The sequence below is a fragment of the Ralstonia sp. SA306 genome, from assembly GCF_054792405.1.
The window spans coordinates 88,991-115,860 of the sequence record NZ_CP096451.1; the positions used below are offsets into that span (position 1 = coordinate 88,991).

31 protein-coding genes are annotated in these 26,870 nt (G+C 63.6%); 26 read left to right on the plus strand and 5 right to left on the minus strand.

The window, feature by feature from the left end:
- The first annotated feature begins 44 nt into the window (after positions 1 to 44).
- From M1D44_RS00440 to tatC, 24 genes are all read left to right on the plus strand, one after another.
- Entirely contained in the window at positions 45 to 878 is an 834-nt protein-coding gene (locus tag M1D44_RS00440; protein WP_024977849.1) for an ABC transporter ATP-binding protein, read from the plus strand.
- Entirely contained in the window at positions 875 to 1,642 is a 768-nt protein-coding gene (gene mlaE, locus M1D44_RS00445) for a lipid asymmetry maintenance ABC transporter permease subunit MlaE (protein WP_112183451.1), read from the plus strand. Before M1D44_RS00440 ends, mlaE begins: the two co-directional genes overlap by 4 nt.
- Before the next feature lie 37 nt (positions 1,643 to 1,679).
- Positions 1,680 to 2,201 carry an outer membrane lipid asymmetry maintenance protein MlaD gene (gene mlaD, locus M1D44_RS00450; protein ID WP_024977847.1) on the plus strand — a complete coding sequence of 174 codons (522 nt, stop codon included), beginning with the start codon at positions 1,680 to 1,682 and terminating at the stop codon, positions 2,199 to 2,201.
- Between the two features lie 3 nt (positions 2,202 to 2,204).
- Positions 2,205 to 3,008 (plus strand): MlaA family lipoprotein, encoded by an 804-nt coding sequence (locus M1D44_RS00455; RefSeq protein WP_112183455.1) that lies wholly within the window; start codon positions 2,205 to 2,207, stop codon positions 3,006 to 3,008.
- Between the two features lie 152 nt (positions 3,009 to 3,160).
- Positions 3,161 to 3,796, plus strand: coding sequence for an MlaC/ttg2D family ABC transporter substrate-binding protein (locus M1D44_RS00460; RefSeq protein WP_024977845.1), 636 nt, complete (start codon positions 3,161 to 3,163; stop codon positions 3,794 to 3,796).
- A gap of 74 nt (positions 3,797 to 3,870) precedes the next feature.
- On the plus strand, positions 3,871 to 4,182 hold the full coding sequence (locus tag M1D44_RS00465) for an STAS domain-containing protein (protein WP_024977844.1): 312 nt from the start codon (positions 3,871 to 3,873) through the stop codon (positions 4,180 to 4,182).
- 250 nt (positions 4,183 to 4,432) lie between these two features.
- Positions 4,433 to 5,398: an ABC transporter ATP-binding protein gene (locus M1D44_RS00470; RefSeq protein WP_316684569.1), complete on the plus strand. Its 966-nt coding sequence runs from the start codon at positions 4,433 to 4,435 to the stop codon at positions 5,396 to 5,398.
- Positions 5,395 to 6,183 carry an ABC transporter permease gene (locus tag M1D44_RS00475; RefSeq protein WP_316684570.1) on the plus strand — a complete coding sequence of 263 codons (789 nt, stop codon included), beginning with the start codon at positions 5,395 to 5,397 and terminating at the stop codon, positions 6,181 to 6,183. The genes M1D44_RS00470 and M1D44_RS00475 overlap by 4 nt, the downstream gene beginning before the upstream one ends.
- Before the next feature lie 174 nt (positions 6,184 to 6,357).
- The gene (locus tag M1D44_RS00480) at positions 6,358 to 6,594 is read left to right on the plus strand and encodes a BolA family protein (protein WP_024542178.1); all 237 of its coding nucleotides are present in this window, start codon (positions 6,358 to 6,360) and stop codon (positions 6,592 to 6,594) included.
- Positions 6,595 to 6,692: 98 nt separating this feature from the next.
- Positions 6,693 to 7,958, plus strand: a complete 1,266-nt coding sequence (murA, locus tag M1D44_RS00485; RefSeq protein ID WP_112183461.1) for a UDP-N-acetylglucosamine 1-carboxyvinyltransferase — start codon at positions 6,693 to 6,695, stop codon at positions 7,956 to 7,958.
- 19 nt (positions 7,959 to 7,977) lie between these two features.
- Entirely contained in the window at positions 7,978 to 8,667 is a 690-nt protein-coding gene (gene hisG, locus M1D44_RS00490; protein ID WP_316684571.1) for an ATP phosphoribosyltransferase, read from the plus strand.
- Positions 8,664 to 9,992 (plus strand): histidinol dehydrogenase, encoded by a 1,329-nt coding sequence (hisD, locus tag M1D44_RS00495; RefSeq protein ID WP_316854354.1) that lies wholly within the window; start codon positions 8,664 to 8,666, stop codon positions 9,990 to 9,992. The genes hisG and hisD overlap by 4 nt, the downstream gene beginning before the upstream one ends.
- Positions 9,993 to 10,008: 16 nt before the next feature.
- Positions 10,009 to 11,133 carry a histidinol-phosphate transaminase gene (gene hisC / locus M1D44_RS00500; RefSeq protein ID WP_316854355.1) on the plus strand — a complete coding sequence of 375 codons (1,125 nt, stop codon included), beginning with the start codon at positions 10,009 to 10,011 and terminating at the stop codon, positions 11,131 to 11,133.
- A complete protein-coding gene (gene hisB, locus M1D44_RS00505) occupies positions 11,130 to 11,720 on the plus strand; it encodes an imidazoleglycerol-phosphate dehydratase HisB (RefSeq protein ID WP_024977837.1) in 591 nt (196 codons plus the stop codon). Before hisC ends, hisB begins: the two co-directional genes overlap by 4 nt.
- 55 nt (positions 11,721 to 11,775) lie before the next feature.
- Positions 11,776 to 12,399, plus strand: a complete 624-nt coding sequence (locus tag M1D44_RS00510; RefSeq protein WP_024977836.1) for a MarC family protein — start codon at positions 11,776 to 11,778, stop codon at positions 12,397 to 12,399.
- Positions 12,400 to 12,407: 8 nt separating this feature from the next.
- Positions 12,408 to 13,061, plus strand: coding sequence for an imidazole glycerol phosphate synthase subunit HisH (hisH, locus tag M1D44_RS00515; protein ID WP_024977835.1), 654 nt, complete (start codon positions 12,408 to 12,410; stop codon positions 13,059 to 13,061).
- A 76-nt stretch (positions 13,062 to 13,137) separates the two neighbouring features.
- Positions 13,138 to 13,881: a 1-(5-phosphoribosyl)-5-[(5-phosphoribosylamino)methylideneamino]imidazole-4-carboxamide isomerase gene (hisA, locus tag M1D44_RS00520; RefSeq protein ID WP_024977834.1), complete on the plus strand. Its 744-nt coding sequence runs from the start codon at positions 13,138 to 13,140 to the stop codon at positions 13,879 to 13,881.
- Positions 13,882 to 13,928: 47 nt separating this feature from the next.
- On the plus strand, positions 13,929 to 14,705 hold the full coding sequence (hisF, locus tag M1D44_RS00525; RefSeq protein ID WP_037032054.1) for an imidazole glycerol phosphate synthase subunit HisF: 777 nt from the start codon (positions 13,929 to 13,931) through the stop codon (positions 14,703 to 14,705).
- The gene (gene hisI, locus M1D44_RS00530) at positions 14,702 to 15,124 is read left to right on the plus strand and encodes a phosphoribosyl-AMP cyclohydrolase (RefSeq protein ID WP_024977832.1); all 423 of its coding nucleotides are present in this window, start codon (positions 14,702 to 14,704) and stop codon (positions 15,122 to 15,124) included. Before hisF ends, hisI begins: the two co-directional genes overlap by 4 nt.
- Positions 15,117 to 15,491, plus strand: a complete 375-nt coding sequence (locus tag M1D44_RS00535) for a phosphoribosyl-ATP diphosphatase (RefSeq protein ID WP_024977831.1) — start codon at positions 15,117 to 15,119, stop codon at positions 15,489 to 15,491. The genes hisI and M1D44_RS00535 overlap by 8 nt, the downstream gene beginning before the upstream one ends.
- Positions 15,492 to 15,522: 31 nt before the next feature.
- On the plus strand, positions 15,523 to 15,897 hold the full coding sequence (locus M1D44_RS00540) for a DUF4870 family protein (RefSeq protein WP_024977830.1): 375 nt from the start codon (positions 15,523 to 15,525) through the stop codon (positions 15,895 to 15,897).
- A gap of 62 nt (positions 15,898 to 15,959) precedes the next feature.
- Positions 15,960 to 16,217, plus strand: coding sequence for a Sec-independent protein translocase subunit TatA (tatA, locus tag M1D44_RS00545; protein WP_009241947.1), 258 nt, complete (start codon positions 15,960 to 15,962; stop codon positions 16,215 to 16,217).
- Positions 16,218 to 16,237: 20 nt separating this feature from the next.
- Positions 16,238 to 16,750, plus strand: a complete 513-nt coding sequence (gene tatB / locus M1D44_RS00550; protein WP_024977829.1) for a Sec-independent protein translocase protein TatB — start codon at positions 16,238 to 16,240, stop codon at positions 16,748 to 16,750.
- Positions 16,751 to 16,811: 61 nt separating this feature from the next.
- Positions 16,812 to 17,615 carry a twin-arginine translocase subunit TatC gene (tatC, locus tag M1D44_RS00555; protein WP_316854356.1) on the plus strand — a complete coding sequence of 268 codons (804 nt, stop codon included), beginning with the start codon at positions 16,812 to 16,814 and terminating at the stop codon, positions 17,613 to 17,615.
- An 85-nt stretch (positions 17,616 to 17,700) separates the two neighbouring features.
- Here the strand turns inward: tatC and M1D44_RS00560 are convergent, their stop codons facing one another.
- From M1D44_RS00560 to M1D44_RS00580, 5 genes are all read right to left on the minus strand, one after another.
- The gene (locus M1D44_RS00560; protein ID WP_316854357.1) at positions 17,701 to 18,786 is read right to left on the minus strand and encodes an ABC transporter ATP-binding protein; all 1,086 of its coding nucleotides are present in this window, start codon (positions 18,784 to 18,786) and stop codon (positions 17,701 to 17,703) included.
- Entirely contained in the window at positions 18,779 to 20,590 is a 1,812-nt protein-coding gene (locus M1D44_RS00565) for an ABC transporter permease (protein WP_024977826.1), read from the minus strand. Before M1D44_RS00565 ends, M1D44_RS00560 begins: the two co-directional genes overlap by 8 nt.
- Before the next feature lie 87 nt (positions 20,591 to 20,677).
- On the minus strand, positions 20,678 to 21,784 hold the full coding sequence (locus tag M1D44_RS00570) for an ABC transporter substrate-binding protein (protein ID WP_024977825.1): 1,107 nt from the start codon (positions 21,782 to 21,784) through the stop codon (positions 20,678 to 20,680).
- Between the two features lie 122 nt (positions 21,785 to 21,906).
- Positions 21,907 to 23,436, minus strand: a complete 1,530-nt coding sequence (locus tag M1D44_RS00575; protein WP_112183471.1) for a sensor histidine kinase — start codon at positions 23,434 to 23,436, stop codon at positions 21,907 to 21,909.
- Positions 23,433 to 24,134, minus strand: coding sequence for a response regulator (locus tag M1D44_RS00580; protein ID WP_112183473.1), 702 nt, complete (start codon positions 24,132 to 24,134; stop codon positions 23,433 to 23,435). Before M1D44_RS00580 ends, M1D44_RS00575 begins: the two co-directional genes overlap by 4 nt.
- A 107-nt stretch (positions 24,135 to 24,241) precedes the next feature.
- On the opposite strand from M1D44_RS00580, the gene M1D44_RS00585 reads away from it, so the two are divergent.
- The gene (locus M1D44_RS00585) at positions 24,242 to 25,381 is read left to right on the plus strand and encodes an extracellular solute-binding protein (RefSeq protein WP_024977822.1); all 1,140 of its coding nucleotides are present in this window, start codon (positions 24,242 to 24,244) and stop codon (positions 25,379 to 25,381) included.
- Positions 25,382 to 25,714: 333 nt separating this feature from the next.
- Entirely contained in the window at positions 25,715 to 26,821 is a 1,107-nt protein-coding gene (locus tag M1D44_RS00590; protein WP_024977821.1) for a porin, read from the plus strand.
- The last annotated feature ends 49 nt before the right edge of the window (positions 26,822 to 26,870 follow it).

A 26,870-nucleotide genomic window follows, 5' to 3' on the forward strand; every position in this document is an offset into this window, starting at 1 on the left:
CATGAAGCCGCCAACCTGCCGAGCCCTCTGCACCGATCTCTACCGTGTCCACCCAGCCTTCCAACGCCGTTGTCGAACTCGATCAGGTCGATTTCGCCTATCAGCCAGGCGCGCGGCGCATTCTGTCCGGCCTGTGCATGCGCGTGCCCAGGGGCAGCGTGGTGGCCGTCATGGGTGGCTCCGGTTGCGGCAAGACGACGATTCTGCGCTTGATTGGCGGCCAAGTGGCCGCTGCCGCCGGCACAGTCCGCGTACACGGCCAGGACATCGGCGCCATGGGCAAGCGTGAACTGTACGCGGCACGCCGGCAGATGGGCATGCTGTTCCAGTTCGGAGCGCTGTTTACCGATCTGTCCGTGTTCGACAATGTGGCATTTCCACTGCGCGAACATACCGAACTGCCCGAACTGCTCATCCGCGATCTGGTGCTGATGAAGCTCAACGCCGTCGGCCTGCGCGGTGCGCGCGACCTGATGCCCTCGGAGATTTCCGGCGGTATGGCGCGGCGCGTGGCATTGGCGCGGGCGATCGCGCTCGATCCGTCGCTCCTCCTTTACGACGAGCCGTTCGCCGGGCTGGACCCGATCTCGCTGGGCCTGACCGCCTCGCTCATCCGCAAGCTGAACGACGCGCTGGGCGCGACCAGCATCATCGTCTCGCACGACGTGCAGGAGACGTTCCGCATCGCCGATTACGTCTACTTCATCGCCAACGGTAGCATTGCCGCGCAGGGCACGCCGGCTGAGCTCACCGCGTCGACCGATCCGTTCGTGCGCCAGTTCGTGCGTGGCGAGGCGGACGGCCCTGTGCCGTTCCACTATCCTGGGGCGCCCCTGGCCGATGACTTCGGTCTGGGCAAGAACGGAGGCGCACGGTGATCTCTACCATCGGCCGCTTTGTCCTGGTGCTGGTCAGCCGCTTCGGCTACGCCGCGCGCACGTTGATTTCGCTCATTGGCGCTTCCGGCGATGTGCTTCGCCGCCCGCGCCTGGTGATCGAGCAACTGCGCTTCGTCGGCAATGATTCGTTCATCATCATTGCCGTATCGGGCTTGTTCGTTGGTTTCGTGCTTGGCTTGCAGGGTTACAACACACTTAACCGATACGGCTCCGAGCAGGCGCTGGGCCTGCTGGTGGCGCTGTCGCTGGTGCGCGAACTGGGGCCGGTGGTGACGGCACTGCTGTTTGCCGGTCGTGCCGGTACCTCGCTCACGGCCGAGATCGGCTTGATGAAAGCCGGCGAGCAACTGATCGCCATGGAAATGATGGGCGTCGATCCGCTAGCCCGCGTGCTGGCGCCGCGCTTCTGGGCGGGTTTCATTGCCATGCCGCTGCTGGCCGCGATTTTCAGTGCGGTGGGTATTCTGGGCGGATACTTCGTCGGGGTCGGGCTGATTGGCGTGGACCCTGGGGCGTTCTGGTCGCAGATGCAGGCCGGCGTGGATGTCATGGACGACGTGCTTAACGGCGTCATCAAGAGTGTCGTGTTTGGTGTGGCGGTCACCTTCATTGCGCTGTATCAGGGCTATGAGGCCAAGGCCACGCCGGAAGGCGTCTCGCGCGCGACTACCCGGACGGTGGTGATCGCGTCGCTCACCGTGCTGGCGCTGGATTTCGTGCTCACGGCACTGATGTTCAGCTGAGCCGCCGGTTGTCGTTAGCGTTCAACGAGAAAAGATCATGCGTAAAAGCGTCCTCGATTTCTGGGTCGGCCTATTCGTTCTGGTGGGCATCATTGCGCTGCTATTCCTGGCGCTCAAGGCGGGCAATATGAGCTCGTTCTCGTTTGCCAAGACTTACCAGGTGAAAGCGGCCTTCGACAATATCGGCGGTTTGAAGGTGCGGGCTCCGGTCAAGAGTTCGGGTGTGGTGGTCGGCCGTGTGTCGCAGATCCTCTTCGACGACAAGAGCTACCAGGCAATCGCCGTGCTCGATATGGATCAGCGTTATCAGTTTCCGAAAGACAGTTCGGCCAAGGTCCTGACCTCGGGGCTGCTGGGTGAGCAATACATCGGTATTGAACCGGGCGGCGACTCGGCCATGCTTGCCAGCGGCAGCAAGATCACGATGACGCAGTCGGCGGTGGTGCTGGAAAACCTGATCAGCCAGTTCCTTTACAGCAAGGCCGCGGATGCCGGTGCCGGCAGCGCTAATGGCAGTGCCGGCGGAGCCAAGCCGGCCGAGGGCAGTGGGAGCAAATAAACCATGAAAACAACAACATCCATCCGTGCGCTGCGCGGCTTTGCGCTGGCCGTGGCTGCAGGCGCCTCGCTGCTGGCCGGCTGTGCCACCGGGCCGAATGCCAATCCGGCCGATCCGATCGAGCCGTTCAACCGCGAAGTCTTCCGCATCAATGAGGACCTCGACAAGGGCGTGCTGAAGCCGGTTGCGCAAACGTATGTCGATGTGGTGCCGTCGCCGGCGCGCACGGCGGTGTCGAACTTCTTCTCGAATGCAGGCGATGTCTATTCGGCCGTCAACAACCTGCTGCAGTTGAAGGGCACGGCCGCGCTGGAAGACACCATGCGTGTGGCGATCAATACGGTGCTGGGTCTGGGGGGGCTGATCGACATCGCGTCGGACGCCGGCCTGCCCAAGCACAAGGAAGACTTCGGCCAGACACTGGGTGTATGGGGTGTGCCGTCGGGTCCGTACGTCGTCTGGCCGTTGCTTGGTCCGAGCACCGCACGTGACACTGTGGGGTTCCTGGTGGACTGGCAGATGGATCCGCTCACGTACTGGCACGACAGCGCAGTCACCTACTCGCTGGCCGCCCTGCGCGTGGTCGACGTGCGTGCGAACCTGCTTGGGGCCAGCAACGTGCTCGAACAGGCCGCTGTCGACAAATACACCTTCTTGCGCGACGCCTATCTGCAGCGCCGCCGCTACCTGATCTATGACGGCAACCTGCCGGAAGATCAGGACAACAAGAAATCGCCGGATACCGGTGACGCCACGGTCTCGCCGTACCAGCGCTTCACCCCCAACTGGCCGGTATTTCGTCGCTGATCGGTACACGTAACAAGGTCGCCTCAAAGGTGACAAGGCGTAAAACTGGCCGGCCCGCACGAACTTGCCTGCGGGCGGTCTGTTCTAATCGCCAACAAGATTGCGGCGAATGTGCCGCAAGCGACCCGAAAATCACACTATAAGGACGCGATATGTTGAAGAAGCTTCTCCGCTCCCTGTTCGCCGGTCTCACGCTGACGGCCGCCGTGGCAGCCGCGCCGGTCCACGCTCAGGAAGCGGATGCACAGGCCACCGTCAAGACGGCTGTGGACGACGTGCTCACCACCATCAAGAGCGATCCGGAGCTGCGTGGCGGAAACATGACCAAGGTGTACCAGCTCGTCGACCAGAAGATCGTGCCGCGCGCCGATTTCAAGCGCACCACGCAGATCGCCATGGGCCGCTTCTGGAACCAGGCGTCGCCGGAACAACAGCAGCAGATTCAGGAAAGCTTCAAAACGTTGCTGATCCGCACTTACGCCGGCGCGCTGTCGAACGTGAAGAACCAAACCGTTTCGTACAAGCCGTTCCGTGCGGCCGCGGATGACACCGACGTGGTGGTGCGTTCGACCGTGAACAACAACGGCGAGCCGGTGGCCCTGGATTACCGCCTGGAAAAGACGGCCGGTGGCTGGAAGGTGTACGACATCAACATCAGCGGCCTGTGGCTGTCTGAAACGTACAAGAACCAGTTTGCCGATGTCATCAGCAAGCGGGGCGGCGTGGCCGGCCTGGTGAGCTTCCTGAACGAGCGCAACACGCAGCTCGAGAAGGCTCCGGCAAAGTAAGCAGCCTTCCGGTAGAATCGACACAGCGGTCAACTCTGGCCGCTGTTTCTTTTTCTGACGCATCCATTTCCACCATGTTGACCTTGTCCGGCCCGCTGACTCACCGCGAAGCGCCGCGCGTTCTGCGCGAGGGCGAGGCTCAGCTCGGCCAAGCGCGCGAAGCCGGCATTGCCGCACTGCACGTCGATTGCGCCGGCTTGTCGCAGGTCGATTCGTCTGCGCTGGCGGTGCTGCTGTCATGGCAGCGCACCGCACAGGATGCCGGTATCGCGCTCGATATCGCAGGCGCTCCGCAAGCGCTGTCCAACCTCGCCACGCTGTACGGCGTGGAGTCTCTGCTGGCCGTCGCGCCGGCCCCTGCCGCCGACCATCACGCTCGACATTGAGGCGGCGTCCGGTGTGGGCGCGGGGTGATTGCCCCGAACCCATCATCGCGATGCCGCGCTCCGGTCGGGGCGTTGCGCGCGCCCTCGGCATTCGCGGTTCGGCGTCGTTAGCTGTGGCGCCGTGAGTTGGTGCAGTTCCCCTATAATTCTGGGTTTGTCGCTCTGCAGCCGCCGTGTGCGGTATCCGCGGCCGTCACGGTCTTGTCGATCCACGGCCCTGGGATGCGCAGAGTAGTTCACTTTGTCGGCCATGAAAGCCATCGAAATCGCTGACGTCCGCAAGCGCTACAAGTCGTTGCAAGCGCTAAAGGGCGTGAGCTTGTCTGTCGAGCAGGGCGAGTTTTTCGGCCTGCTGGGCCCCAACGGCGCGGGCAAGACCACGCTGATCTCCATCCTCGCGGGCCTGAATCGTGCCGATTCCGGCCACGTACGTGTGCTCGGTCACGACGTTGTTTCCGACTACCGCATGGCACGCCGCAAGCTCGGCGTGGTGCCGCAGGAACTGGTGTTCGATCCGTTTTTCACGGTGCGCGAGACGCTGCGCCTGCAGTCGGGCTATTTCGGCCTGACCAAGAACGACGACTGGATCGATGAGGTCATGGCCAACCTGGACCTCACCAGTAAGGCAGACGCCAACATGCGCGCGCTGTCGGGCGGCATGAAGCGCCGCGTGCTGGTGGCGCAGGCCCTGGTACACCGCCCGCCCGTGATCGTGCTGGACGAGCCGACCGCCGGCGTGGACGTCGAGTTGCGCCAGACGCTGTGGAAATTCATCTCGCGGCTGAACCGCGAAGGCCATACCGTCGTGCTGACCACGCACTACCTGGAAGAAGCCGAATCTCTGTGCGACCGCATCGCCATGCTCAAGTTTGGCGAAGTGGTGGCGCTCGATCGCACGGCGAATCTGCTCTCGCAATTTGCCGGGCTGCAATTGGTGCTGAGCTTTGCGAAGGGAGCGCTGCCCGCGTCGCTGGAAGCCCTGCGCCTGCCGGGCAACCACGGCGAGCGCGGTGTGCGCTTGCGCCTGTCGGGCTATGGCGAAGTCGAACAGATTCTCTCCACGTGCCGCCTCGCCGGCTGCGAGATCGACGACATGGAAGTCGCCAAGGCTGATCTGGAAGACGTGTTCGTGCAGATCATGCGCCGCGAAGGTGGCTTGCCGGTCGGGCCTCAAACGCCTGCCATTCCCGATTCTGCGCTGGAGCCCGCTGCATGAACGCCATTCCCGAGAGCTTGCCGGGCCGTTGGGTCGGTTTCCGCACGCTGCTTTACAAGGAGGTGCTGCGCTTCTGGAAGGTGAGCTTCCAGACCGTGGCCGCGCCGGTCCTGACCGCGCTTCTGTATCTGCTGATCTTCGGTCACGTGCTGGAAGATCGCGTCAAGGTGTTCGACCAGCTGAGCTACACCGCCTTCCTGGTGCCCGGTCTGGTGATGATGAGTGTGCTGCAGAACGCATTCGCAAACAGTTCGTCTTCGCTCATCCAGTCGAAGATCACCGGCAACCTGGTGTTCATCATGCTGCCGCCGCTGTCGCACTGGGAGATGTTTGGTGCGTACGTGTGCGCGTCCGTCATTCGCGGTCTGGCTGTGGGTACGGGCGTGCTGGTCGTGACGACCTTGTTTGCGCATCTGCACTTCGCGCAGCCCTTGTGGATCATCGTGTTTGCGGTGCTGGGCGCGAGCGTGCTGGGCACGCTGGGGCTCATCGCGGGCATCTGGGCTGAAAAGTTCGACCAGCTGGCGGCGTTCCAGAACTTTTTGATCGTGCCGGCCACCTTCCTGGCGGGCGTGTTCTATTCGATTCATTCGCTGCCGCCGTTTTGGCAGGCGGTATCCCACGCCAACCCGTTCTTCTACATGATCGACGGCTTCCGCTACGGCTTCTTCGGTGTGTCCGATGTGCCGGTGGCAACGAGCCTCGGCGTGATGCTGATCGCGCTGGTCGTGGTGGGGGGAGTAGCCCTGCAGATGCTGCGCACGGGCTACAAGCTGCGCCATTGATGCGTCGATAAGAGACCGCTGAAAAATGATTCCGACGGCCCAGGGCCTCCTTGCCGTACTGCATGTAGCGTCTGCATCGGCCTTGAACCGTCTGAACCGCTTCGCTTCATTTTGCGGCGGTCTCTAAAAACAACAACGACGCACCACCCTAACGTTTTTGGAGAAGGGACGGCTATGTTGCCCACACCCGAACAAGTCAAGCAGTACATCGAAACCGGCCTGCCGTGCGAGCACCTCGAAGTGGAGGGCGACGGCCAGCATTTTTTTGCCACCATCGTCAGCGCGCAATTTGAAGGCAAACGGTTGATCCAGCGTCACCAGCTCGTCTACGCAGCGCTGGGTGAGCGGATGCGCGCGGAAATCCACGCGCTTTCCATGAAGACGCTCACCCCGGCGGAGTGGCAGTCCTGATGGCCGAGCTTGATCCCACCCCGGTTACCGTTTCAACCGATTCCGACCTCGCGCTCGCTGAGCGCCCCTCTCAAAGTGATCGACGAGACGTCTCGCTCATGGACAAACTGCTGATCGAAGGCAATGGCCCGTTGTCGGGCGAAATCCGCGTGTCTGGCGCCAAGAACGCTGCGCTGCCCATCATGTGTGCCGCGCTGCTGACGGCCGAGCCGCTGGCGCTGAGCAACGTGCCGAACCTGCAAGACGTGCGCACGATGCTCAAACTGCTGCGCCAGATGGGCGTGGAAGGTGCGCTCGACGGTCACCACCTCACGCTCGACGCCGCGACCATCCACACGCCGGAAGCTTCGTACGACCTGGTGAAGACCATGCGTGCGTCGATCCTGGTGCTGGGCCCGCTGCTGGCGCGTTTCGGCCATGCGCGTGTGTCGCTGCCGGGCGGTTGCGGCATCGGCGCGCGTCCGGTCGATCAGCACATCAAGGGCCTGCAACTGATGGGCGCCGAGATCGTCATCGAGCACGGCTACATCGAAGCCAAGCTGCCTGAGGGCGCCAAGCGCCTGCGTGGGGCGCGCATTGTCACTGACATGGTGACGGTCACGGGCACCGAAAACCTGCTGATGGCCGCTGCGCTGGCCGACGGCGAAACCGTGCTGGAAAACGCAGCACGCGAGCCCGAAGTCACCGACCTGGCCAACCTGCTCGTGAAGATGGGCGCGCGCATCGAAGGCATCGGCACCGACCGCCTGGTGATCCAGGGCGTTGAAGCGCTGCACGGCGCCGCGCACACGGTGATTGCCGATCGCATCGAAGCCGGCACGTTCCTGTGTGCGGTGGCTGCGGCCGGCGGCGACGTGACGCTGCGCGGCGTGCCGCCGGGCATTCTGGATGCCGTGCTCGACAAGCTGCGCGAAGCCGGCGTGACGCTCACCACAGGCGACGATTGGATCCGTGTGCAGATGACGGGCCGCCCCAAGGCAGTGAGCTTCCGCACGTCGGAATACCCGGCGTTCCCCACCGACATGCAGGCGCAGTTCATGATGCTCAACGCCATTGCTGAAGGTTCCGCCACGGTAACGGAGACCATCTTCGAAAACCGCTTCATGCACGTGCAGGAACTGAACCGCCTGGGCGCCAATATCGTCATCGATGGCAAGACAGCGGTGGTGACTGGCGTCGAGCAATTGTCGGGTGCGACCGTCATGGCGACCGATCTGCGCGCCTCGGCCAGCCTCGTCATTGCCGGCTTGATCGCGCAGGGCGAGACGCTGGTCGACCGCATCTATCACCTCGACCGCGGCTACGACCGCATCGAAGACAAGCTGTCCGCTGTCGGCGCCAAGATCCGCCGCATTCAAGCGTAAGGTAAGGAACCCGCCGGCCATGAACGCATTCCAGTCCGCCTCCAACCAGCTCACGCTGGCGCTGTCCAAAGGGCGCATCTTTGAAGAGACGCTGCCGCTGCTGAAGGCCGCCGGCATCGAGGTGACCGAAGATCCGGAAACCTCGCGCAAGCTGATTCTGCCGACGTCGGATTCGGCGCTGCGCGTGATCATCGTGCGTGCGTCCGACGTGCCGACCTACGTGCAATACGGCGCGGCGGACTTCGGCGTAGCCGGCCGCGACGTGCTGATGGAGCACGGCATGGCCGGCCTGTATGCGCCCATCGACCTGAACATCGCCCGCTGCCGCATGTCGGTGGCGGTGCCTAAGGGCTTCGATTACGCCAACGCGGTGCGCCAGGGCGCGCGCCTGTCGGTGGCGACGAAGTATCTGAATACCGCGCGCGAGCACTTCGCCAAGAAGGGCGTGCACGTCGACCTGATCAAGCTGTATGGCTCGATGGAGCTGGGCCCGCTGGTGGGCCTGGCTGACGCCATCGTCGATCTGGTCAGCACGGGCGGCACGCTGCGCGCGAACAACCTCGTCGAGGTGGAAGAGATCGTGCAGATATCTTCCCGGTTGGTCGTCAACCAGGCTGCGTTGAAACTCAAGCGCGACCGGCTGGCGCCCATCCTCGACGCTTTCGAGCGCGCCTCCGCGACGGACGCGCGCGTTGGGGAAGCCGCATGAGCCTGACCATCCGTAAGCTGGATTCGACCGAAGCCGGATTCGCGGCGCAGCTGCGCCAGGTGCTCGCTTTCGAGGCGAGCGAAGACGAAGCCATCGACCGCGCCGCCGCGCAGATCCTGGCCGACGTGAAGGCGCGCGGCGATGCCGCCGTGCTGGAGGCCACGCGCCGCTTCGACCGCATCGAAGCCGACAGCGTGGCCGCGCTGGAACTGTCGCCAGCCACCCTGCAAGCCGCGCTGGATGGCCTGGAGCCGAAGCGCCGCGCGGCACTGGAAGCCGCTGCTGCCCGCGTGCGCGCGTATCACGAGAAGCAGAAGATCGAGTGCGGCACGCACAGCTGGGAATACGCCGAAGCCGATGGCACGGTGCTCGGCCAGAAAGTGACGCCGCTCGACCGCGTGGGCATTTACGTGCCGGGCGGCAAGGCGGCATACCCGTCGTCGGTGTTGATGAATGCGATTCCGGCTCGCGTGGCCGGCGTCAAGGAAATCATCATGGTGGTGCCCACGCCGGGTGGCGTGCGCAATGAGCTGGTGCTGGCTGCTGCTTGCATTGCCGGCGTCGACCGCGTGTTCACCATCGGCGGCGCGCAGGCTGTGGGTGCGCTCGCTTACGGCACCGACACCGTCCCCGCCGTCGACAAGATCGTCGGCCCGGGTAACGCCTATGTGGCCGCTGCCAAGCGTCGCGTGTTCGGCACGGTTGGCATCGACATGATTGCCGGTCCGTCGGAAATCCTCGTCATCTGCGATGGCACGACCGATCCGGATTGGGTGGCGATGGACTTGTTCTCGCAAGCCGAGCACGACGAACTGGCCCAGTCGATCCTGCTGTGCCCGAACGTAGAGTTCATCGCGCAGGTGGAAGCCAGCATCAACCGCCAGCTCGAAGACATGCCGCGCCGTAGCGTGATTGCCGAATCGCTGTCGGGCCGTGGCGCGCTCGTCAAAGTACGCGACATGGAAGAGGCGTGCGACATCGCCAACGACATCGCGCCCGAACATCTGGAGATTTCGGCAGAGAACCCGCGCCAGTGGGCCGAGCGCATCCGCCACGCCGGCGCGATCTTCCTCGGCAAGTACACCAGCGAATCGCTGGGCGATTACTGCGCGGGTCCGAACCACGTGTTGCCGACCTCGCGCACGGCGCGCTTCTCATCGCCACTGGGCGTGTACGACTTCATCAAGCGTTCCAGCCTGATCGAGGTGAGCGAAGCCGGCGCGCAGATGCTGGGCGAGATTGCTGCCGAGCTGGCCTACGGCGAAGGCCTGCAGGCGCATGCCCGCAGCGCTGAATATCGCCTGCAACGCCCCGCCTCCGAATAACACTCGCCGCACAACGATGACCGCCACCGCTCCGGCCCAAGCCTCTCTGGATGACCTGCTCGCCCGCATCGTGCGCGACGACGTTCGCGCCATGGGTGCGTACCACGTGCCCGACGCGACCGGCATGGTCAAGCTGGACGCGATGGAGAATCCGTATCCGCTGCCGGCGATGCTGCGCGACGCGCTGGGCAAGCGCCTGGCCGAAGTCGCGCTCAATCGCTACCCGGTGCCGACCGCCGACGCGCTCAAGGCGCAGCTCAAGCAGGTGATGCACGTGCCGGCCGGCGCCGAGGTGCTGCTGGGCAACGGCTCGGACGAGATCATCAGCCTGATCGCCATTGCCGCGGCCAAGCCCGGTGCGACCGTGCTGGCGCCCGTGCCGGGCTTCGTGATGTATGCGATGTCGGCGCAGTTGCTGGGCCTGAACTTCGTCGGCGTGCCGCTCAAGGCGGACCTGACGCTCGACCGTGAAGCCATGCTGGCCGCCATGGCCGAGCACCAGCCCGCCGTCATCTACCTGGCGTATCCGAATAACCCGACCGGCAATCTGTTCGACGCGGCCGACATGGATGCGATCATCCGCGCCGCTCGCGGCCCGGTGTGCCAAAGCCTGGTGGTGGTCGACGAGGCCTACCAGCCGTTCGCGCAACATAGCTGGATGCCGCGCCTGCGCGATTTCGATCACCTCCTGGTGATGCGCACGGTCTCGAAGCTGGGCCTGGCCGGCATCCGCCTCGGCTACGTGGCCGGCCACCCGAAGTGGATCGCCGAGCTGGACAAGGTGCGTCCGCCGTACAACGTGAATGTGCTGACCGAGGCGACTGCCCAGTTCATGCTCGAACACGTGGATGTACTGGATGCCCAGGCAGCGACCCTGCGCGCCGAGCGCACCAAGTTGATCGATGCGCTGTCGGCCCAACCGGGCGTGACAGTGTTCCCGAGCGCGGCAAATTTCATCCTGCTGCGCGTGCCCGATGCCGCCGCTTTGTTCGAGCGCCTGCTCAATCGGCGGATTCTGATTAAAAACGTCAGTAAAATGCACCCGTTGCTGGCCAACTGTCTGCGCGTGACGGTCAGCAATCCCGAAGAAAACGCGCAATTTATCGATGCCTTTGCCGCATCGATGCAGGAAGCCCCATGAGCCGCCGTGTCGAGGTCACTCGCAACACCTCTGAAACGCAGATCCGCGTCGCCCTTGATTTGGACGGCACGGGCAAGCAAACGCTGAACACCGGCGTCCCCTTCCTCGACCACATGCTCGACCAGATCGCCCGACATGGCATGGTCGACCTGGACGTCTCGGCCACCGGCGACACCCATATCGACGATCATCACACCGTGGAAGACGTCGGCATCACACTGGGCCAGGCCGTCGCCAAAGCCATCGGCGACAAGAAGGGCATCGTGCGCTACGGCCACAGCTACGTGCCGCTGGACGAAGCCCTGTCGCGCGTGGTCATCGACTTCTCCGGCCGTCCGGGCCTGGAGTTCCACGTGCCGTTCACGCGCGCACGCGTGGGCAATTTTGACGTGGACCTGTCCATCGAATTCTTCCGCGGGTTCGTCAACCATGCTGGCGTGACGCTGCATATCGACAACCTGCGCGGCGTCAACGCACACCACCAGATCGAGACCGTGTTCAAGGCCTTTGGACGCGCGCTGCGCATGGCTGTGGAGATCGACCCGCGCGCTGCCGGCACGATTCCGTCGACCAAGGGCGCCCTGTAAATCACTGCGTCGGCCTGGCCGCGCCTACCCGACTCCAAAACCGGCCGCCGATCCGATGGATCTGACAAAAAGCTTTTTCTCGCTGCTCGCGCTGATCAACCCGATCGGGGCGATCCCGTTCTTCATCAGCCTGACCGAGAGCCAGACGGATGAAGAAAAGCGCCGCACCATCAAGGTCGCGTCGATTTCGGTGGCGATCGTGATTGGCCTGTCTGCGTTGCTTGGCGAGCAGATCATCAGCTTTTTCGGGTTCTCGGTGGGCTCGCTGCAGGTCGGCGGCGGGATCATCATGATCATGATCGCGCTGAACATGCTCAATGCGCAGACCAGCCGCACCAAGGCCACGCCCGAAGAAGAGGACGAGGCCGGTGCCAAGGCCAGCATTGCGGTTGTGCCGCTGGCGATTCCGCTGCTCACGGGCCCCGGCTCGATCAGCACGGTCATCGTCTACGCTGGCAAGACCAAGCATTGGTGGGACTTGTTTCTCCTGGCTGGGGTCGGTGTTGCGATCGCGGCCGTGGTCTGGATCGTGTTGCGCGCGGCCGAGCCGATCGCCCGTGTGATCGGTCGCACCGGCATCAACGTCGGTACGCGGTTGATGGGTTTGATCCTGGCGGCGCTGGCCGTGGAATTCATCGTTGATGGGCTGAAAACCCTGTTGCCCGTACTTAGGGCCTAAGTTAAGTCATGACTAAGATCGCAATCGTCGATTACGGTATGGGCAATCTGCGCTCGGTAGCGCAAGCCTTGATGGCCGTTGCTCCAGAGGCCGATGTGCGCATCAGTGCGCAAGCGGATGAAATTCGTTCGGCCGACCGCGTGGTGCTGCCGGGGCAGGGCGCCATGCCCGACTGCATGGCCGCGTTCGACCAGTCCGGCCTGCGCGACGCTGTGCTGGAGGCATCGCGCAGCAAGCCGATGCTCGGCGTATGCGTGGGCGAGCAGATGCTGCTCGAGCGCAGCACAGAGGCACGCCTCGGGCAGCAGTACACCGAAGGGTTGGGCCTCATCAAAGGCGATGTGGTCCGCTTTGACCTTGACGGCCAGTTGCAGCCGGACGGTTCACGGTACAAAGTGCCTCAGATGGGCTGGAACCGCGTGCACCAGAGTCGTGCCCACGCCCTCTGGGAAGGTGTGGCGGATCAGAGCTACTTCTATTTCGTGCACAGCTACTACGCCCGGCCTGCCAACGCCGACGAATCGGTCGGAGAGACCGAATACGGCGTGCGGTTTACCTCCGCCATCGCCCGGGATAATATTTTTGCAACACAGTTTCACCCGGAAAAAAGTGCGCAAGCGGGCCTGCAGATCTACCGGAACTTCGTGCACTGGAATCCGTGATGCCCGCCGTGGCGTCGCAATCGAATCCATTTTTCGCCCTTTTTAATCTTTTCCCCTCAACTCTGTCGTCACGCTTATGTTGCTCATCCCGGCCATCGACCTGAAGGACGGTCAGTGTGTGCGCCTCAAACAAGGCGATATGGATCAAGCCACCGTATTCTCGGAAGACCCTGCTGCCATGGCGCGGCATTGGGTCGAGCAGGGTGCGCGCCGCTTGCACCTTGTCGATCTGAATGGCGCTTTCGCGGGCAAGCCGCGTAACGAGGCGGCCGTCAAGGCCATCCTCGCCGAGGTGGGCGATGAGATTCCCGTGCAACTCGGCGGGGGCATCCGCGATCTGGGCACCATCGAGCGCTGGCTCGACGATGGCTTGTCGTACGTGATCATCGGCACGGCGGCGGTCAAGGACCCGGGCTTTCTGCGGGACGCATGCACGGCGTTCGGTGGTCACATCATCGTCGGGCTCGATGCCAAGGACGGCAAGGTGGCGACCGACGGCTGGAGCAAGCTCTCCGGCCACGAAGTCGCTGACCTCGCCAAGAAGTACGAAGACTACGGCGTCGAAGGCATCATCTACACCGATATCGGCCGCGACGGCATGCTGCAGGGCATCAACATCGATGCCACCGTCAAGCTGGCGCAGTCGGTGAAGATTCCGGTCATTGCCAGTGGCGGCCTGTCGAACCTGAAGGACATCGACCATCTTTGCGCGGTCGAAGAATATGGCGTGGAAGGCGTGATCTGTGGTCGCGCGATCTACTCCGGCGACCTGAACTTCAAGGAAGCGCAAGCCCTCGCGGACAAACTCGGCGCGGCCTGATCGTTGATCCAGCCGTGCACAACGGGCGCTCCGGCGCCCGACTCATCATGCTAGCCAAACGAATCATCCCCTGCCTGGACGTGACCAACGGCCGGGTGGTCAAGGGCGTCAATTTCGTCGAATTGCGCGACGCGGGCGACCCCGTAGAAATCGCACGCCGCTACGACGAGCAGGGCGCCGACGAAATCACCTTCCTCGACATCACGGCCACGTCGGACGGGCGTGACCTGATGCTGGGCATCATCGAAGCGGTGGCTTCGCAGGTGTTCATTCCGCTGACGGTGGGCGGCGGTGTGCGCGCGTTGGAAGACGTCCGCCGGCTGCTCAATGCCGGTGCGGACAAGATCAGCATGAACTCGTCGGCGGTGTCGAATCCGCAGCTGGTTTCGGACGCCAGCGCCCGCCATGGCGCACAGTGCATTGTCGTGGCTATTGACGCCAAGAAAGTGTCGGGCGAAGGCGAGGCACCGCGCTGGGAAGTCTTTACGCACGGCGGCCGCAAAGGCACAGGCCTGGACGCCGTGGCATGGGCACGTGAAATGGCGCAGCGTGGCGCGGGCGAAATCCTGCTCACCAGCATGGACCGGGACGGCACCAAGGCCGGCTTCGATCTGGAACTCACGCGCGCCGTGTCGGACGCAGTGCCGGTGCCGGTCATCGCCTCAGGTGGCGTCGGCAACCTGCAGCATCTGGCAGACGGCATCCAGCAAGGTCACGCCGATGCGGTATTGGCCGCCAGCATCTTCCATTACGGCGAATACACCGTCGGCCAGGCCAAGCAATTCATGGCAGAGCAGGGCATTCCAGTACGGATCGGACTATGAGCAAGAAGTGGCTGAACAAGGTCCACTGGGACGACAACGGATTGGTACCGGTGATCGTGCAGGAGCAGGGCAGCAATGACGTCCTGATGTTCGCCTTCATGAACCGTGAGGCACTGCAGAAGACCGTGGAAACCGGCGAGGCCGTGTTCTGGTCGCGCTCGCGCAAGCGCCTGTGGCACAAGGGCGAGGAGTCCGGCCACATCCAGAAGGTGCACGAAATCCGCCTCGACTGCGACGAAGACGTAGTCTTGCTCCGCGTCACACAAATCGGCGGCATCGCCTGCCATACTGGCCGCCACGCGTGCTTTTTCCAGAAGTTCGAAGGCAATGTGGAGGACGGCGATTGGCATACCGTCGAGCCCGTGCTCAAGGACCCCGACGATATCTACGCCGGCAAGCCCGGCCACAATCATGAGTGACACCCTGCGCCGCCTGGGCGAGGTGCTCGAATCCCGCAAGCTCGCCAACGGCGGCGACCCGGAAAAGAGCTACATCGCCCGCCTGTTCAACAAGGGCGACGATGCCATCCTCAAGAAGATCGGCGAAGAGGCCACCGAGACGGTCATGGCCGCCAAGGATGCCCGCGCCGCAGGCATGACCGACGAGGCGCGCAGCAAGGTCGTCTACGAAGTGGCCGATCTGTGGTTCCACACCATGGTGTTGCTGTCGCACTTCAACCTCACGCCGGATGACGTCGTCAGTGAGCTGGCGCGCCGCGAAGGGCTTTCCGGCCTGGAAGAGAAGGCGCTGCGCAAGTCGCAGGCGCGCGACGCGGCGGGTGACTGACTACGGTGACGAATCGTCGCAGGGGGGCAGCGTGGACAAATACGGAGCAGCAGTGGCGGTGACGGACGACGCGGAGCGCCTGGCAGGGCTGCGTCGTCTGACGCATATTCTGTATGCGCTCTACGCCATTTTTTGGCTGACCGGCGGTATCACTGCATTGATTGCCATCATCGTCGGGTATGTTAAGCGCGACGATGTGCGGGGCACGCTGTATGAGTCGCACTTCCGTTGGCAAATCCGTTCGTTCTGGTGGTGCGTATTGTGGGGTGTGATCGGCGTGCTGCTCATTCCCGTGGCCTTCATCGGCTTTGCCGTCTTGTGGGCTCTGGGCATCTGGATGCTGTATCGTATTGTGAAAGGTTGGCTGTATCTGAATGACAGCAAGCCGATGTACGCAAATCCGTAAAATCAACCAATGGCGTCGCCACCGTTGCGACGCCACCAGCCGCATTTACGTGGGAGTAGGACATGGGTTCCTTTAGCATTTGGCACTGGCTGATCGTGCTGGTCATCATCATGATGGTGTTCGGCACGAAGAAGCTGCGCAACATCGGTTCGGATCTGGGCAGCGCCGTGAAGGGCTTCAAGGACGGCATGCGCGAAGGGCAGGAAGACAAGCCCGCGGGTTCGCAACAACCGCAACAGACCGCCGGCCAGCCGCCGCGCGAGCTGCACGATTCGACGACGATCGACGTCGAAGCGCGCGACAAGTCCAAGCAAGGCTGAACACCGACGCGCGCTGACCGATGATCGATCTCGGCATTTCCAAGCTGGCGCTGATTGGCATGGTGGCGCTCGTCGTCATCGGGCCGGAGCGTCTGCCCAAAGTGGCGCGCACCGCTGGCGCCTTGCTTGGCCGCGCACAGCGCTACATCGCCGACGTGAAGGCTGAGGTCAGCCGTGAAATCGAGCTTGAGGAGCTGCGCAAGATGCGCACCGACTTCGAGCAGGCCGCGCGCAATGTCGAGCAGACCATCCACCAGGAGGTCAGCAAGCACACGACCGAGATCAACGAACGCCTGAACGAGGCGCTTGGTGATCCCGCGCAAACGGCGACCTCCGCCCCGGACTGGCGCCCGGCACCGGGCAAGTCGCGCAACGGCCGCAACAGCTGGCGCAACAAGCAGCTCTCGATGCCCAGGTGGTACCGCCAGAAGCAGGGCGTACGCATGTGGGCGCAATCGGGCGCGGCACGCGTCAAGCGTCATCGTCCGCCCATCGTTGCCGCACAGTCGCGTGCGCGCTCCTTCTTCGAATGATCTTCCGGGCGCGAGCCGTGTCTGCGGTGCCGCGTCCTGACTTCCCTCTTTCCCACCCGACATGAGTGCCGCTCCGCTCGATCCGCAAGAGTCGCCCGAGGACGGCGCGCAGGAAACCTTCATCTCGCATCTGGTCGAACTGCGCGAGCGCATCGTCAAGGCGGGTGCCGGCGTGCTGCTGGTCTTTCTGGGCTTGGTCTATTGGGCTCCGGATATCTTCAATCTGTTCTCTCGACCACTGATCCAGGCGTTGCCCAAGAATGGCCACATGATCGTGACGGATGTCACCGGCTCGTTCTTCGTGCCGATGAAGGTGACGCTGCTGGCCGCCTTCCTCATCGCCCTGCCCTGGGTGCTGTACCAAATCTGGCGCTTTGTGGCGCCGGGGCTATATACGCACGAGAAGCGGATGATCATGCCGCTGGTGGTGAGCACCTATGTGCTGTTCCTGTGCGGTGTGGCATTTGCATATTTCCTGGTCTTCCCAACGGTGTTCAAGGTGATGGCGCACTACAACGCGCCGCTGGGCGCCGAGATGTCGACCGACATCGACAAGTATCTGAGCTTTGCGATGACCACGTTCCTCGCCTTCGGCATCACCTTCGAGGTGCCGGTGGTCGTGATGGTGCTCGTGCGCTTTGGCATCGTGAGTCTGGAGAAGCTGCGGCAGGCGCGGCCGTACGTGGTGGTGGGTGCGTTCGTGATCGCTGCGGTTGTGACGCCGCCTGACGTGATGTCCCAGTTGCTGCTGGCGGTGCCGCTGTGGCTGCTGTATGAGCTGGGGCTGATCCTGGCGGCAATCTTTATCCGTCAGACCACGGCTCCGGAGAACAATCCAGAGCACTTGCCGGTGGTAAAAGACTGACGGGCCGACCCAGCATCAGCCAAAGAAAAAGGCAGCCGAGGCTGCCTTTTTTGTTGCCGATGAATCCGCTGTTACGGCTGTTGCCTTAAGCGGCGTACAGCCAAAACTGTTCGCGCGGGAAGGTCAGTGCGTACTTGCCGTCGCTCGGGGCGCTGGCGGAGTAGGCGCGCAGGCCTGTGCCGGTCGCACCGCTGTCGTCGGTGGCACGGAACAGGCATTCCCAGCGGTCGCCCAGATACATGCGCGTTGCGAGCGGCAGGTGGATGGTGTTGTCGGCGTTGTCGACGCCCACGCGCACCTGCTCGAGGCGGATCACGCCGTGCGCTGATGCACCGGGCTTCAAATCACCGCGCGCCACACCCCACAGCGACCAGCCGCCAGTCTCGTCCACCAGGCGGGCCATGCCGTCACGCACTTCGGCGATCTTGCCGTTGATGCGGTTGTTGCTGCCCATGAACTCGGCGGTGAAGAGCGTTTCGGGCGCGCCGTACATCTGCTCGGGCGTGCCCTGCTGTTCGATCACGCCGTTGTTCAGCAGTAGGATGCGATCGGACATGGCCATCGCTTCGCTCTGGTCGTGCGTGACCATCAGGGCTGAAAGGCCCAGGCGCACGATCAGCTCGCGCAGGAAGGCGCGGGCTTCTTCGCGCAGCTTGGCGTCGAGGTTCGAGAGCGGCTCGTCGAGCAGGATCACAGGTGGGTTGTAGACCAGCGCGCGGGCGATGGCCACGCGTTGCTGCTGGCCGCCGGAGAGCTGGCTCGGGAAACGCTCGCCCAGATGGCCGAGGCCCAGTTGCTGCAGCACCGCTTGCACGCGTTCCTTGATCTGCGTGGCAGGTGTCTTGCGCAGCTTGAGCGGATAGGCGACGTTCTCGGCCACGGTCTTGTGCGGCCACAGCGCGTACGACTGGAACACCAGGCCCAGGTTGCGCCCTTCGGCCGGCACGTCGAGTTTCTTGGCGCCGTCGAACATGACCCGATCGCCGATCTGGACAGTGCCCTGGCTCGCTTGCTCGAGGCCGGCGACAGCACGCAGCAGCGTGGTCTTGCCCGAACCCGACGGGCCCAGCAGCGAGACGACCTCGCCCTTCTGCAGCTGCATCGAAACACCCTTGAGAACCGGGTTGTTGCCGTATTGCAAGTGCAGGTCGTTGACAGTGAGTTCAATCATGGAGCTTCACTCCGAAACGCAGTGCGATGCCGAGGCCGACGGCCACCAGCACGATATTGACGAAGGACAGCGCGGCAACGATATCGATGGCGCCGCCCGCCCACAGGGAAACCAGCATCGAGCCGATCGTCTCGGTGCCCGGCGACAGCAGGTACACACCGGTCGAATACTCGCGCTCGAAAATCAGGAAGATCAGCAGCCAAGCGCCGAGCAGGCCGTAGCGCGTGAGCGGCACGGTCACGTCGCGCGTGGTGCGGGCACGGGTGGCGCCCACCGAGCGTGCGGCTTCTTCCAGCTCCGGACCGACTTGCAGCAACGCGGCCGAGATCAACCGCAGGCCATAGGCCAGCCACACCACCGTGTAGGCGATCCATACACTGAAGATCGTGCTTCGCAGGTCGCGCAGGCTCGGCACGATGTTCTCGATGATCCAGTTGGCGAATGGCAGGCCGCTGTCGGTCAGGCCGGTCTCGATCCAGTTGGGCACGAACAGGAACACCCACAGGAAGGCCAGGCCAGCCAGGAGACCCGGAATGGCACGAGGCACCAGCACGCTGTAATCGAGGAAGCGCGTCCAGCCATCCGGCTTGCGGTGCATGGCCAGGCCGATGCACGTGTAGCAGCCCACGGCCAGCGCGCCGCCGATCACTCCGATCAGCACCGTGTTGACCATCGCACGCAGGAACTGGGGCTGCTCGAAGATCTGCTGGAACGCCGTGGTCGAGAATGCCTCGACCAGCGACACGCCTTCACCCCAGTTCGACACGAAGGCGCGCAGCGCGATACCCGAGAGCGGCACCACCACCGTTACGAAAAACCACAGCACCACAACCGCCCACGCCGGCCAGCGCCAGTTGCCCAGCGGCAACGGACGGCTGCGCGTGACCTTGCCCTTGACCGTGACGAAGCGGTTGGCCGACTTCAGCATGTAGCGTTGCAGCAGCACCAGCGGGAACGTCACCATCACGAGGCAGACCGCCACGGCCGCCATCAGGTGATATGCCGGCGTGCCGAGCTTGTTCGTCAGCTTGTACAGATAGGTCGCCAGCACGAGGTGGCCTTCCGGATCACCCAGCACGAGCACCAGGCCGAACACCTCGAAGCCCAGGAATGTCACCAGCACGGCTGCGTACAGCAGGGCAGGGCGCACCATCGGCAGGCTCACATTGAGTGCCACCGACAGCGGCGAAGCCCCCGCGATACGAGCGGCTTCTTCCACGTCCGAACCGAGGCTGCGCAGCGCCGACGAGACATACAGATACACGTGAGGCACGTGCGTCAGGCCGGCAATGATGATGATGCTTGTGAACGAATACACGTTCCACGGTGCACCGCCAAACACGCTCTTGAACCACACAGTGTAGAAGCCTACCGGGCCGGCGGACACCACGTAGCCGAACGCCAGCACCATCGGCGAGACGAACACCGGAATCATCAGCAGCGGTTCGAGAACGCGGCGGCCGGGCAAGTCCGAACGCACCATCAGGAACGCCAGGATGCCGCCCAGCGGTACCGAGATCACCGCCAGACCGAAAGCGAGCGCGGTGGATTTCTCAAAGGCCTGCCAGAAATCCGAATCCGTAAAGATGAAGCGATACGCATCCAGCCCCGCCAGCGCGTCGGGCATGAAGAACGGCGCGGACAGAAAGCTCTGGTAGAAGATCAGCGCCAGCGGCGTGAAAATCGCCAGCGCGGTAAGCAGAATGACCACGCCGCGCGGCAAAGCCTGTCCCACACGCGTCCAGGGCGAGCGCTTGAGGGTGACTTGGCGAGCGGCGGCACGGTCTTGCGCTAGAGAACGCATGGTGCCTCCAGGAGGAGCCGGCGCCAGATACGGATGGCGCCGGCAGGTCGGTCAGATGAGAAGGGTGCCGGTGATCAGCGGATCAGATCAACGGCCGGCGGCGGTGCGCCATTGCTTGATGAAGTCCAGGCGCTTCTTGGGTTCCAGGAACGCCAGGATGGATTCGTCAACCGGAATCGGCTTGATGCTGCTGCCGAGAATCTTCTTCAGGCCGGCGGCGGTGGCTTCGCCCGTCACGTCTTCACGCAGCGAGTGCAGATCCGACTTGTTGGCGAGGATTTCCTGGCCGCGCTTGGACAGGATGTAGTCCAGCCACAGCTTGGCCGCGTTCGGGTTCTTCGCCTTCTTGGCGATCATCGCCACGCGCGACACCACCAGCGTGTAGTCCTTCGGATAGACGATGCCGATCGACGGATCCTTCTTGGCGCGCGCAATCGCGTACGAACCGAGGATGTTGTACGCCACCAGGTTTTCACCCGAGGCCACGCGCTCCATCATCGTGCCGGTGGAGGACTGCAGCACAAGGTTCGGGCCCACTGCCTTGACGAAGTCGAAGTACTGCGGCGAATCCAGATTGTCTTGCGCCGCCATCATGAAGCCCACGGCAGACTTCTCGATGTCGTACGTCGTGACCTTGTTCTTGAAGCGCTCGGGTTGGCTGGCGACTAGCTTGGCGAAATCGGCGTGCGTTTGCGGCACTTCCGAATCCTTGACCAGGCGCTTGTTGTACAGGAACACGGCCGGCTCATACGTCGTGCCATAGGCGATGCCCTTGTGGACTGCCCACTTCGGCAGGTTCGGCACTTCCGGCGAGTCGTACTTCATCGCGTAGGTCTGCGCGAGCTTGAGCTGCGAGTCCATCGACGAGTTCCACATCATGTCAGCCGAGGCGCCACCGGCAGCCTGCTCGCTGATGAAGCGGTTGTACAGCTCGCTGCTGTTCATGTCGTTGTACTCGACCTTCACACCCGGGTAGAGCGACTCGAAATCCTTGATCAGCGGATCTGCAGCCTTGGTGTCGGTCGTCGCATACACCACCACCTTGCCTTCCTTCTTGGCGGCGGCGATGGTATCTGCATAGCTGGCGGGGTAGCCGGCCGGGACTTGCGCGAAGGCGGCGGCGCTGAGGGTCAGTGCGGCAGCCGCGATCGAAGCGAGAGCGGCGTGCGCAGGCGTAAAGCGTCCACGAAGCATGGGTTTGTCTCCTGTTTGCTTGTGATGGTATGGGGCCGGCTACTTATGGCTTGCTGCGTGTAGCTCGGACGGATGGCCCCAGGTGCGGCGGATTATAGAAATCGCGCGCTTTCGTCACGCTTTCATTGCGTCTGCTGCGTCGCAGCATGTTCGGTGGGGGCTGTCGCAGCCGCCAGCGGCACGCGAATCCGTGCCGACAAACCGACGCCACCGTGCTCGTTCGGCTCGCCGTCTGCCAGCTCGATTTGCCCGCCGCTCCGCGCGGCATAGGCACGTGCGATGGCCAGACCGAGGCCGGAACCTTCGGCGGCATAGCGGGCGTCTTTGGGCGCGACTTTGGGTTTACCCGAGCGACTTCCGCCCTCGTGCGCACGGCGGAAGCGCTGGAACGCATGTGCGCGCTCGTCAGCGTTCATGCCGGGCCCGGTGTCGTCCACGCAGACCAAGGCGGCATCGCCTTCCGCAGTGGCGCGTACGGTGATGCGTCCGCCGGCCGGCGTGTAGCGGATGGCGTTGTGCACGAGGTTGGAGAGCGCCTCGCGCAGGAAGGCAGGGTAGCCGATGACGGGCAGCGTCATGGCGAGGCCGCCGTCATCCCACCCGAGGTCCTGCTGTTTTTCGCGCGCCAGCGGCAGTGCGTCGACCACCACGTCGCGTGCCAATTCACCAAAGTCAAAGATTTCGGCCGGCGCATCCTGTCCCGCATGTCGTGCGCGCGCAAGAGCGAGCAATTGCGTGGTCAGCCGGTTCGTTGACTGCAGGCGCGCGATGATGGCGGACAGGCTTTCGCGCACGCGTGCCGGGTCGGTTTCGCGCAGCGCGTATTCGGCTTGCGTGAGCAGCACGGCCAGCGGCGTGCGCAACTGGTGCGACGCATCGGCAAGGAACTGGCTTTGCGCCTCCGCAAGTTCGGCGTAGCGATGAATGTGGTGGTTGATCGCGTTGACCAGCGGACGCACCTCGGCTGGCACGTCCGTGGCGTCGAGCGGCCGCAGGTCATCCGACGCGCGCACGCCGATGCTGCGTGCCAGGCGATTGAGCGGGCGCAGCGCGACAGTCACGCCGAGCCACAACAGCGCGGCGCTCACCGCCACCAGCGCCGCATCGCGCAGCAGCGTACCGCGCCACACCGCCTGTTGCAGCGCGCGCCGCGTCTCGATGGTTTCCGCCACCTGAATGACGATGCGCGCCGGCAGCCCGGGCTGATACAGCGGCTTGGCCACGGCGGCCACGCGCACGGGCTCGTCGTGGTACATCGCGTCGTAGAAGAGCGGGCTGTCGTTTTCCAGCCGTGTGACGGGCAGTGGCAGATCGTCGTAGCCCGTCAGCGCCGCTTCAGGCGCCTTGCCGGGCAAGGGCTCGAAAGCGACGCGGTAATAGACATTGCTCTGGGCGGTCGATTCGAACATGGACAGCGCCACATACGGCACGTTGACCTGGACCTGCCCGCGCTCGATCGTCACGCCGTTCTCGATGGCGCGCACCGAGCCGAGCAGGGCGCGGTCGTACGCGCGATCGGTCGCGCTACGCAGCGCCTGGTACGCCGAGACGATGTCGATGGCTAGCACACCCACCAGCCCTGGCAGCAGCAACCAGAGCAGCGTGAGTTTCAGGCTGCGCGGCAGCCGAAGCCAGGCGAGCCGCTGCATCATGCGCTGCTATCGCCGGCGGTAGGCGCTTCACCATCGCCGGCTTCAAGCATGTAGCCTAGCCCGCGTACGGTGACGATCTGCACGCCCATGCCCGCCAGCTTCTTGCGCAGGCGGTGCACAACCACCTCGACTGCGTCTGGGCTGGAATCGCTGTCCAGGTTGAAGACCTTGTCGAACAGATGCACCTTGCTGATCGGCTGGCCGGTCTTGTGCAGCAGCGCCGACAGCGCGGCGTGCTCACGCGGCGTGAGCGACAGTGGCTCGCCGGACAGCAGGAATGCCTTGCGTCCGGTGTCGAACTCCAGCGGCCCGCAACGCAGACGCGGGAACGCCCGGCCGCGGCTGCGGCGGATAAGCGCCATCAACCGCGCTTCCAGCTCGGACAACGCGAACGGCTTGGTGAGGAAATCGTCCGCGCCGGCATTGAGCCCGCGCACGCGTTCATCCAGCGCGCCCTGTGCGGTGAGGATCAATACCGGCGTGCGGTCGTCGCGCGCGCGCATGTCGGCCAGTACGGCAAAGCCATCCTTGCGCGGCAAGCGCAGGTCCAGCACCACCGCGTCAAATTCTCCAGAGCCGAGGAAGGCTTCCGCGATGACGCCATCGGCCGCGCGCTCGATCACGAAGCCGCTTTGCGCCAGCGCGCGCGCCAGCCATGCGGCCAATTCTTCCTCATCCTCCACCAGCAAAATCCGCATCGGGTGTCTCTCAATATCGTTCTGGCTACATTTTCATGATAATGCGTGGCGCCCGCATCCCCATCACACCGTCCATCTGATGCGGCTCCAGTTGAGCTTCAACCGGCATGTCGTCCATCCCCAATTCCCGTCGCCGCTGGCTTCAGACCGCCACATTGCTGGCTGCAAGCGGCGTCGTCGCGCGCGGGGCGCACGCGCAGTGGCTGGCCCGTCCGGCGCCGGAGCTGCCTTCGTACTACCCGCGCGATTACGGCGCGATGATCGACGCCGCGCGCCGCGAAGGCCGTGTCACGGTGTATTCCACGACGGATTTCTCAGCGGCGTACCCGCTTATCCGCGCCTTCGAAACGCGCTACCCCGGCATCACCGTCGACTACCGCGAGCAGAACAGCGACGACATTTACCGCCGCTTCCTCGCTGAATTCGCCGCCAAGTCGCCGGGCGCCGATGTGGTCTGGAGTTCGGCCATGCCCGAGCAGTTCAAGCTGGTGAACGACGGCCACGCACTCTCGTACGCATCGCCCGAACGGCCCTACCTGCCGTCGTGGGCCATCTGGAAGAACGAGGCGTACGGGACGAGCTACGAGCCGGTCGTCTTCGTCTACAACACGCGCCAGCTGCCGGCGGAGTTGATTCCTTCGACCCATGCCGATTTCGCCCGCATTCTGAATGGCCATCGTGACTTGCTGCGCGGTCGCGTCGCCTCGTACGACATCGAGCACTCCGGCTCGGCCTTCCTCTTCGCCGCCGAAGACGCGCGCACCACGCCGGTGTTCTGGGATGTTGCCAAGGCATTAGGTGGCGTCAACGTCAATCTATACATCACCACGGCCGCGATGCTGGAGCGCGTCGCGTCGGGCGAAAGCCTGCTCGCCTACAACGTGATCGGCTCGTACGCCGCGCGCTACGCCGATCGCAACCCGGCGCTCGCCATCAAGATGCCGACCGACTACACGCTGGTGGCTACGCGCGTTGCCTTCATCGCGCGGCGTGCTGCCCGCCCGAACGCCGCGCGCCTCTGGCTCGACTTCATGCTCTCGCGTGATGGTCAGAGCGTGATGGCAGACCGCGCGTTCTTGTTTTCGCTGCGCCAGGACGTTGAGACTGGGCTCACCGCCAAGCGCCTGCTCGCCGAACTTGGAAACACGCATCGACCCATTCCCGTCGGCCCGGGTTTACTCGCCCATCAAGATCAGCTCCGCCGTGCCGATTTCTTAAAGCGATGGCACGCCGCACTCGGTCGATAAAAAGAGAATAAAGAAGCACTTATTGCCGTAACGTGGTGCGAAGGCGACAATTCAGAGCTGTCGCCGACCGCCAAATTTGCTGCACAGGAAGGGGGTGACAATCGCCCGCCAACCCCTGTGCCACCGCGCAAAAAGCGGGTCGCGCCCCCCTCTCCACGAGGCTTGGCGCGTGTTGCCCATGAGCAACAACTTGGCCGCAAATCGCGGCCCAGAGCCAGAAAGGGTTTCCGGAATCAGTCAACGCTGGCACATAATGCGGTCAGACGTGAGGTATCTGCGTCGTCCATAAGGACAGTCAAGATTTCCCAATCAGTTGACAAGGAAAGTGTCGATATGAAGATGAAACTGTTTGCAGCTGCTGTTGCAGCTCTGGCCGCCAGTGGCGCCTATGCACAATCCTCCGTGACCCTGTACGGCGTGGTCGACGCTGGTCTGACCTACGCAAACAAGGTGCCGGGCGCTACCGCTGGCAGCAGCGGCTCGCGTTTTGGTCTGGATTCGGGCGGCCTGTCGGGCTCGCGTTGGGGCCTGCGTGGTGTTGAAGACCTGGGCGGTGGCCTGAAGGGTATCTTCAACCTGGAAAGCGGCTTCAACCTGGACACGGGTACGTCGGCTCAAGGTGGCCGTCTGTTCGGTCGTAACGCCTACGTCGGTCTGCAAGGCCAGTGGGGTCAACTGACCCTGGGTCGTCAGCAAAACCTGCTGTACGACTTCTCGCTGATGTATGACCCGATGGCAATCGCCACGCGTTACTCGCTGGCCTCGCAAGACGCGTTCTTCGCTGGTCGTGCTGACAACGCCGTCAAGTACGTCGGCACGTTCGGTGGCCTGAGCGTCTCCGGTCTGTACTCGTTCAACTACAACGGCAACGAAGTGGCTGGCAGCAACAAGACCGGCCGCGAGTGGAGCCTGGGTGCTAACTACGCTGGCGGCCCGCTGGGTATCGGCGCAGTGTACGACCAGACCAACTCGACGACCGTTGGTAGCGACAACCGCGAACAACGCGCCACGATCGCTGGTACGTACGCTTTCGGCCCGGCCAAGCTGTACGCTGGCTACCGTTGGTACAAGGCTAACTACGCAACTGTTGCTGGCAACGGCAACCTGCGTTCGAACCTGTACTGGGCTGGCCTGGGTTACCAAGCTACTCCGGCTCTGTCGCTGACGGGTACGGCTTACTACCAACAGTTCAAGAACAGCGGTACGGGCAACCCGTGGCTGTTCGTGGTCGGTACCGACTACGCTCTGTCGAAGCGCACCGACGCCTACTTCAACGTGGCCTATGCTAAGAACAGCGGCGGCTCGGGTCTGGGCGTGATGGGTCTGAACGACACTGGCTACGCTGGCACGACGCTGACGGGCGGCAACCAAGTGTTCTCGGGCCCGAACAACAGCAACAACCAGTTCGGCGCTACCGTCGGCCTGCGTCACAAGTTCTAATTTGACGCGCTCGTAAGAGCGCATCGAATTAAACGGTTAAACGCCGATT

Excerpts from the sequence above, each read along its gene's own strand:
- M1D44_RS00590 (WP_024977821.1), top strand. The coding sequence starts at position 25,715 with ATGAAGATGAAACTGTTTGCAGCTGCTGTTGCAGCTCTGGCCGCCAGT.
- murA (WP_112183461.1), top strand. The coding sequence starts at position 6,693 with ATGGACAAACTGCTGATCGAAGGCAATGGCCCGTTGTCGGGCGAAATC.
- M1D44_RS00565 (WP_024977826.1), bottom strand. The coding sequence starts at position 20,590 with ATGCGTTCTCTAGCGCAAGACCGTGCCGCCGCTCGCCAAGTCACCCTC.
- M1D44_RS00460 (WP_024977845.1), top strand. The coding sequence starts at position 3,161 with ATGTTGAAGAAGCTTCTCCGCTCCCTGTTCGCCGGTCTCACGCTGACG.
- mlaD (WP_024977847.1), top strand. The coding sequence starts at position 1,680 with ATGCGTAAAAGCGTCCTCGATTTCTGGGTCGGCCTATTCGTTCTGGTG.
- tatC (WP_316854356.1), top strand. The coding sequence starts at position 16,812 with ATGAGTGCCGCTCCGCTCGATCCGCAAGAGTCGCCCGAGGACGGCGCG.
- hisF (WP_037032054.1), top strand. The coding sequence starts at position 13,929 with ATGCTAGCCAAACGAATCATCCCCTGCCTGGACGTGACCAACGGCCGG.
- hisB (WP_024977837.1), top strand. The coding sequence starts at position 11,130 with ATGAGCCGCCGTGTCGAGGTCACTCGCAACACCTCTGAAACGCAGATC.
- hisC (WP_316854355.1), top strand. The coding sequence starts at position 10,009 with ATGACCGCCACCGCTCCGGCCCAAGCCTCTCTGGATGACCTGCTCGCC.
- hisH (WP_024977835.1), top strand. The coding sequence starts at position 12,408 with ATGACTAAGATCGCAATCGTCGATTACGGTATGGGCAATCTGCGCTCG.
- M1D44_RS00510 (WP_024977836.1), top strand. The coding sequence starts at position 11,776 with ATGGATCTGACAAAAAGCTTTTTCTCGCTGCTCGCGCTGATCAACCCG.
- M1D44_RS00575 (WP_112183471.1), bottom strand. The coding sequence starts at position 23,436 with ATGATGCAGCGGCTCGCCTGGCTTCGGCTGCCGCGCAGCCTGAAACTC.
- hisD (WP_316854354.1), top strand. The coding sequence starts at position 8,664 with ATGAGCCTGACCATCCGTAAGCTGGATTCGACCGAAGCCGGATTCGCG.
- M1D44_RS00455 (WP_112183455.1), top strand. The coding sequence starts at position 2,205 with ATGAAAACAACAACATCCATCCGTGCGCTGCGCGGCTTTGCGCTGGCC.
- M1D44_RS00480 (WP_024542178.1), top strand. The coding sequence starts at position 6,358 with ATGTTGCCCACACCCGAACAAGTCAAGCAGTACATCGAAACCGGCCTG.
- M1D44_RS00535 (WP_024977831.1), top strand. The coding sequence starts at position 15,117 with ATGAGTGACACCCTGCGCCGCCTGGGCGAGGTGCTCGAATCCCGCAAG.
- tatA (WP_009241947.1), top strand. The coding sequence starts at position 15,960 with ATGGGTTCCTTTAGCATTTGGCACTGGCTGATCGTGCTGGTCATCATC.
- M1D44_RS00580 (WP_112183473.1), bottom strand. The coding sequence starts at position 24,134 with ATGCGGATTTTGCTGGTGGAGGATGAGGAAGAATTGGCCGCATGGCTG.
- M1D44_RS00475 (WP_316684570.1), top strand. The coding sequence starts at position 5,395 with ATGAACGCCATTCCCGAGAGCTTGCCGGGCCGTTGGGTCGGTTTCCGC.
- tatB (WP_024977829.1), top strand. The coding sequence starts at position 16,238 with ATGATCGATCTCGGCATTTCCAAGCTGGCGCTGATTGGCATGGTGGCG.
- M1D44_RS00585 (WP_024977822.1), top strand. The coding sequence starts at position 24,242 with ATGTCGTCCATCCCCAATTCCCGTCGCCGCTGGCTTCAGACCGCCACA.
- M1D44_RS00570 (WP_024977825.1), bottom strand. The coding sequence starts at position 21,784 with ATGCTTCGTGGACGCTTTACGCCTGCGCACGCCGCTCTCGCTTCGATC.
- hisG (WP_316684571.1), top strand. The coding sequence starts at position 7,978 with ATGAACGCATTCCAGTCCGCCTCCAACCAGCTCACGCTGGCGCTGTCC.
- hisI (WP_024977832.1), top strand. The coding sequence starts at position 14,702 with ATGAGCAAGAAGTGGCTGAACAAGGTCCACTGGGACGACAACGGATTG.
- hisA (WP_024977834.1), top strand. The coding sequence starts at position 13,138 with ATGTTGCTCATCCCGGCCATCGACCTGAAGGACGGTCAGTGTGTGCGC.
- M1D44_RS00465 (WP_024977844.1), top strand. The coding sequence starts at position 3,871 with ATGTTGACCTTGTCCGGCCCGCTGACTCACCGCGAAGCGCCGCGCGTT.
- M1D44_RS00470 (WP_316684569.1), top strand. The coding sequence starts at position 4,433 with ATGAAAGCCATCGAAATCGCTGACGTCCGCAAGCGCTACAAGTCGTTG.
- M1D44_RS00560 (WP_316854357.1), bottom strand. The coding sequence starts at position 18,786 with ATGATTGAACTCACTGTCAACGACCTGCACTTGCAATACGGCAACAAC.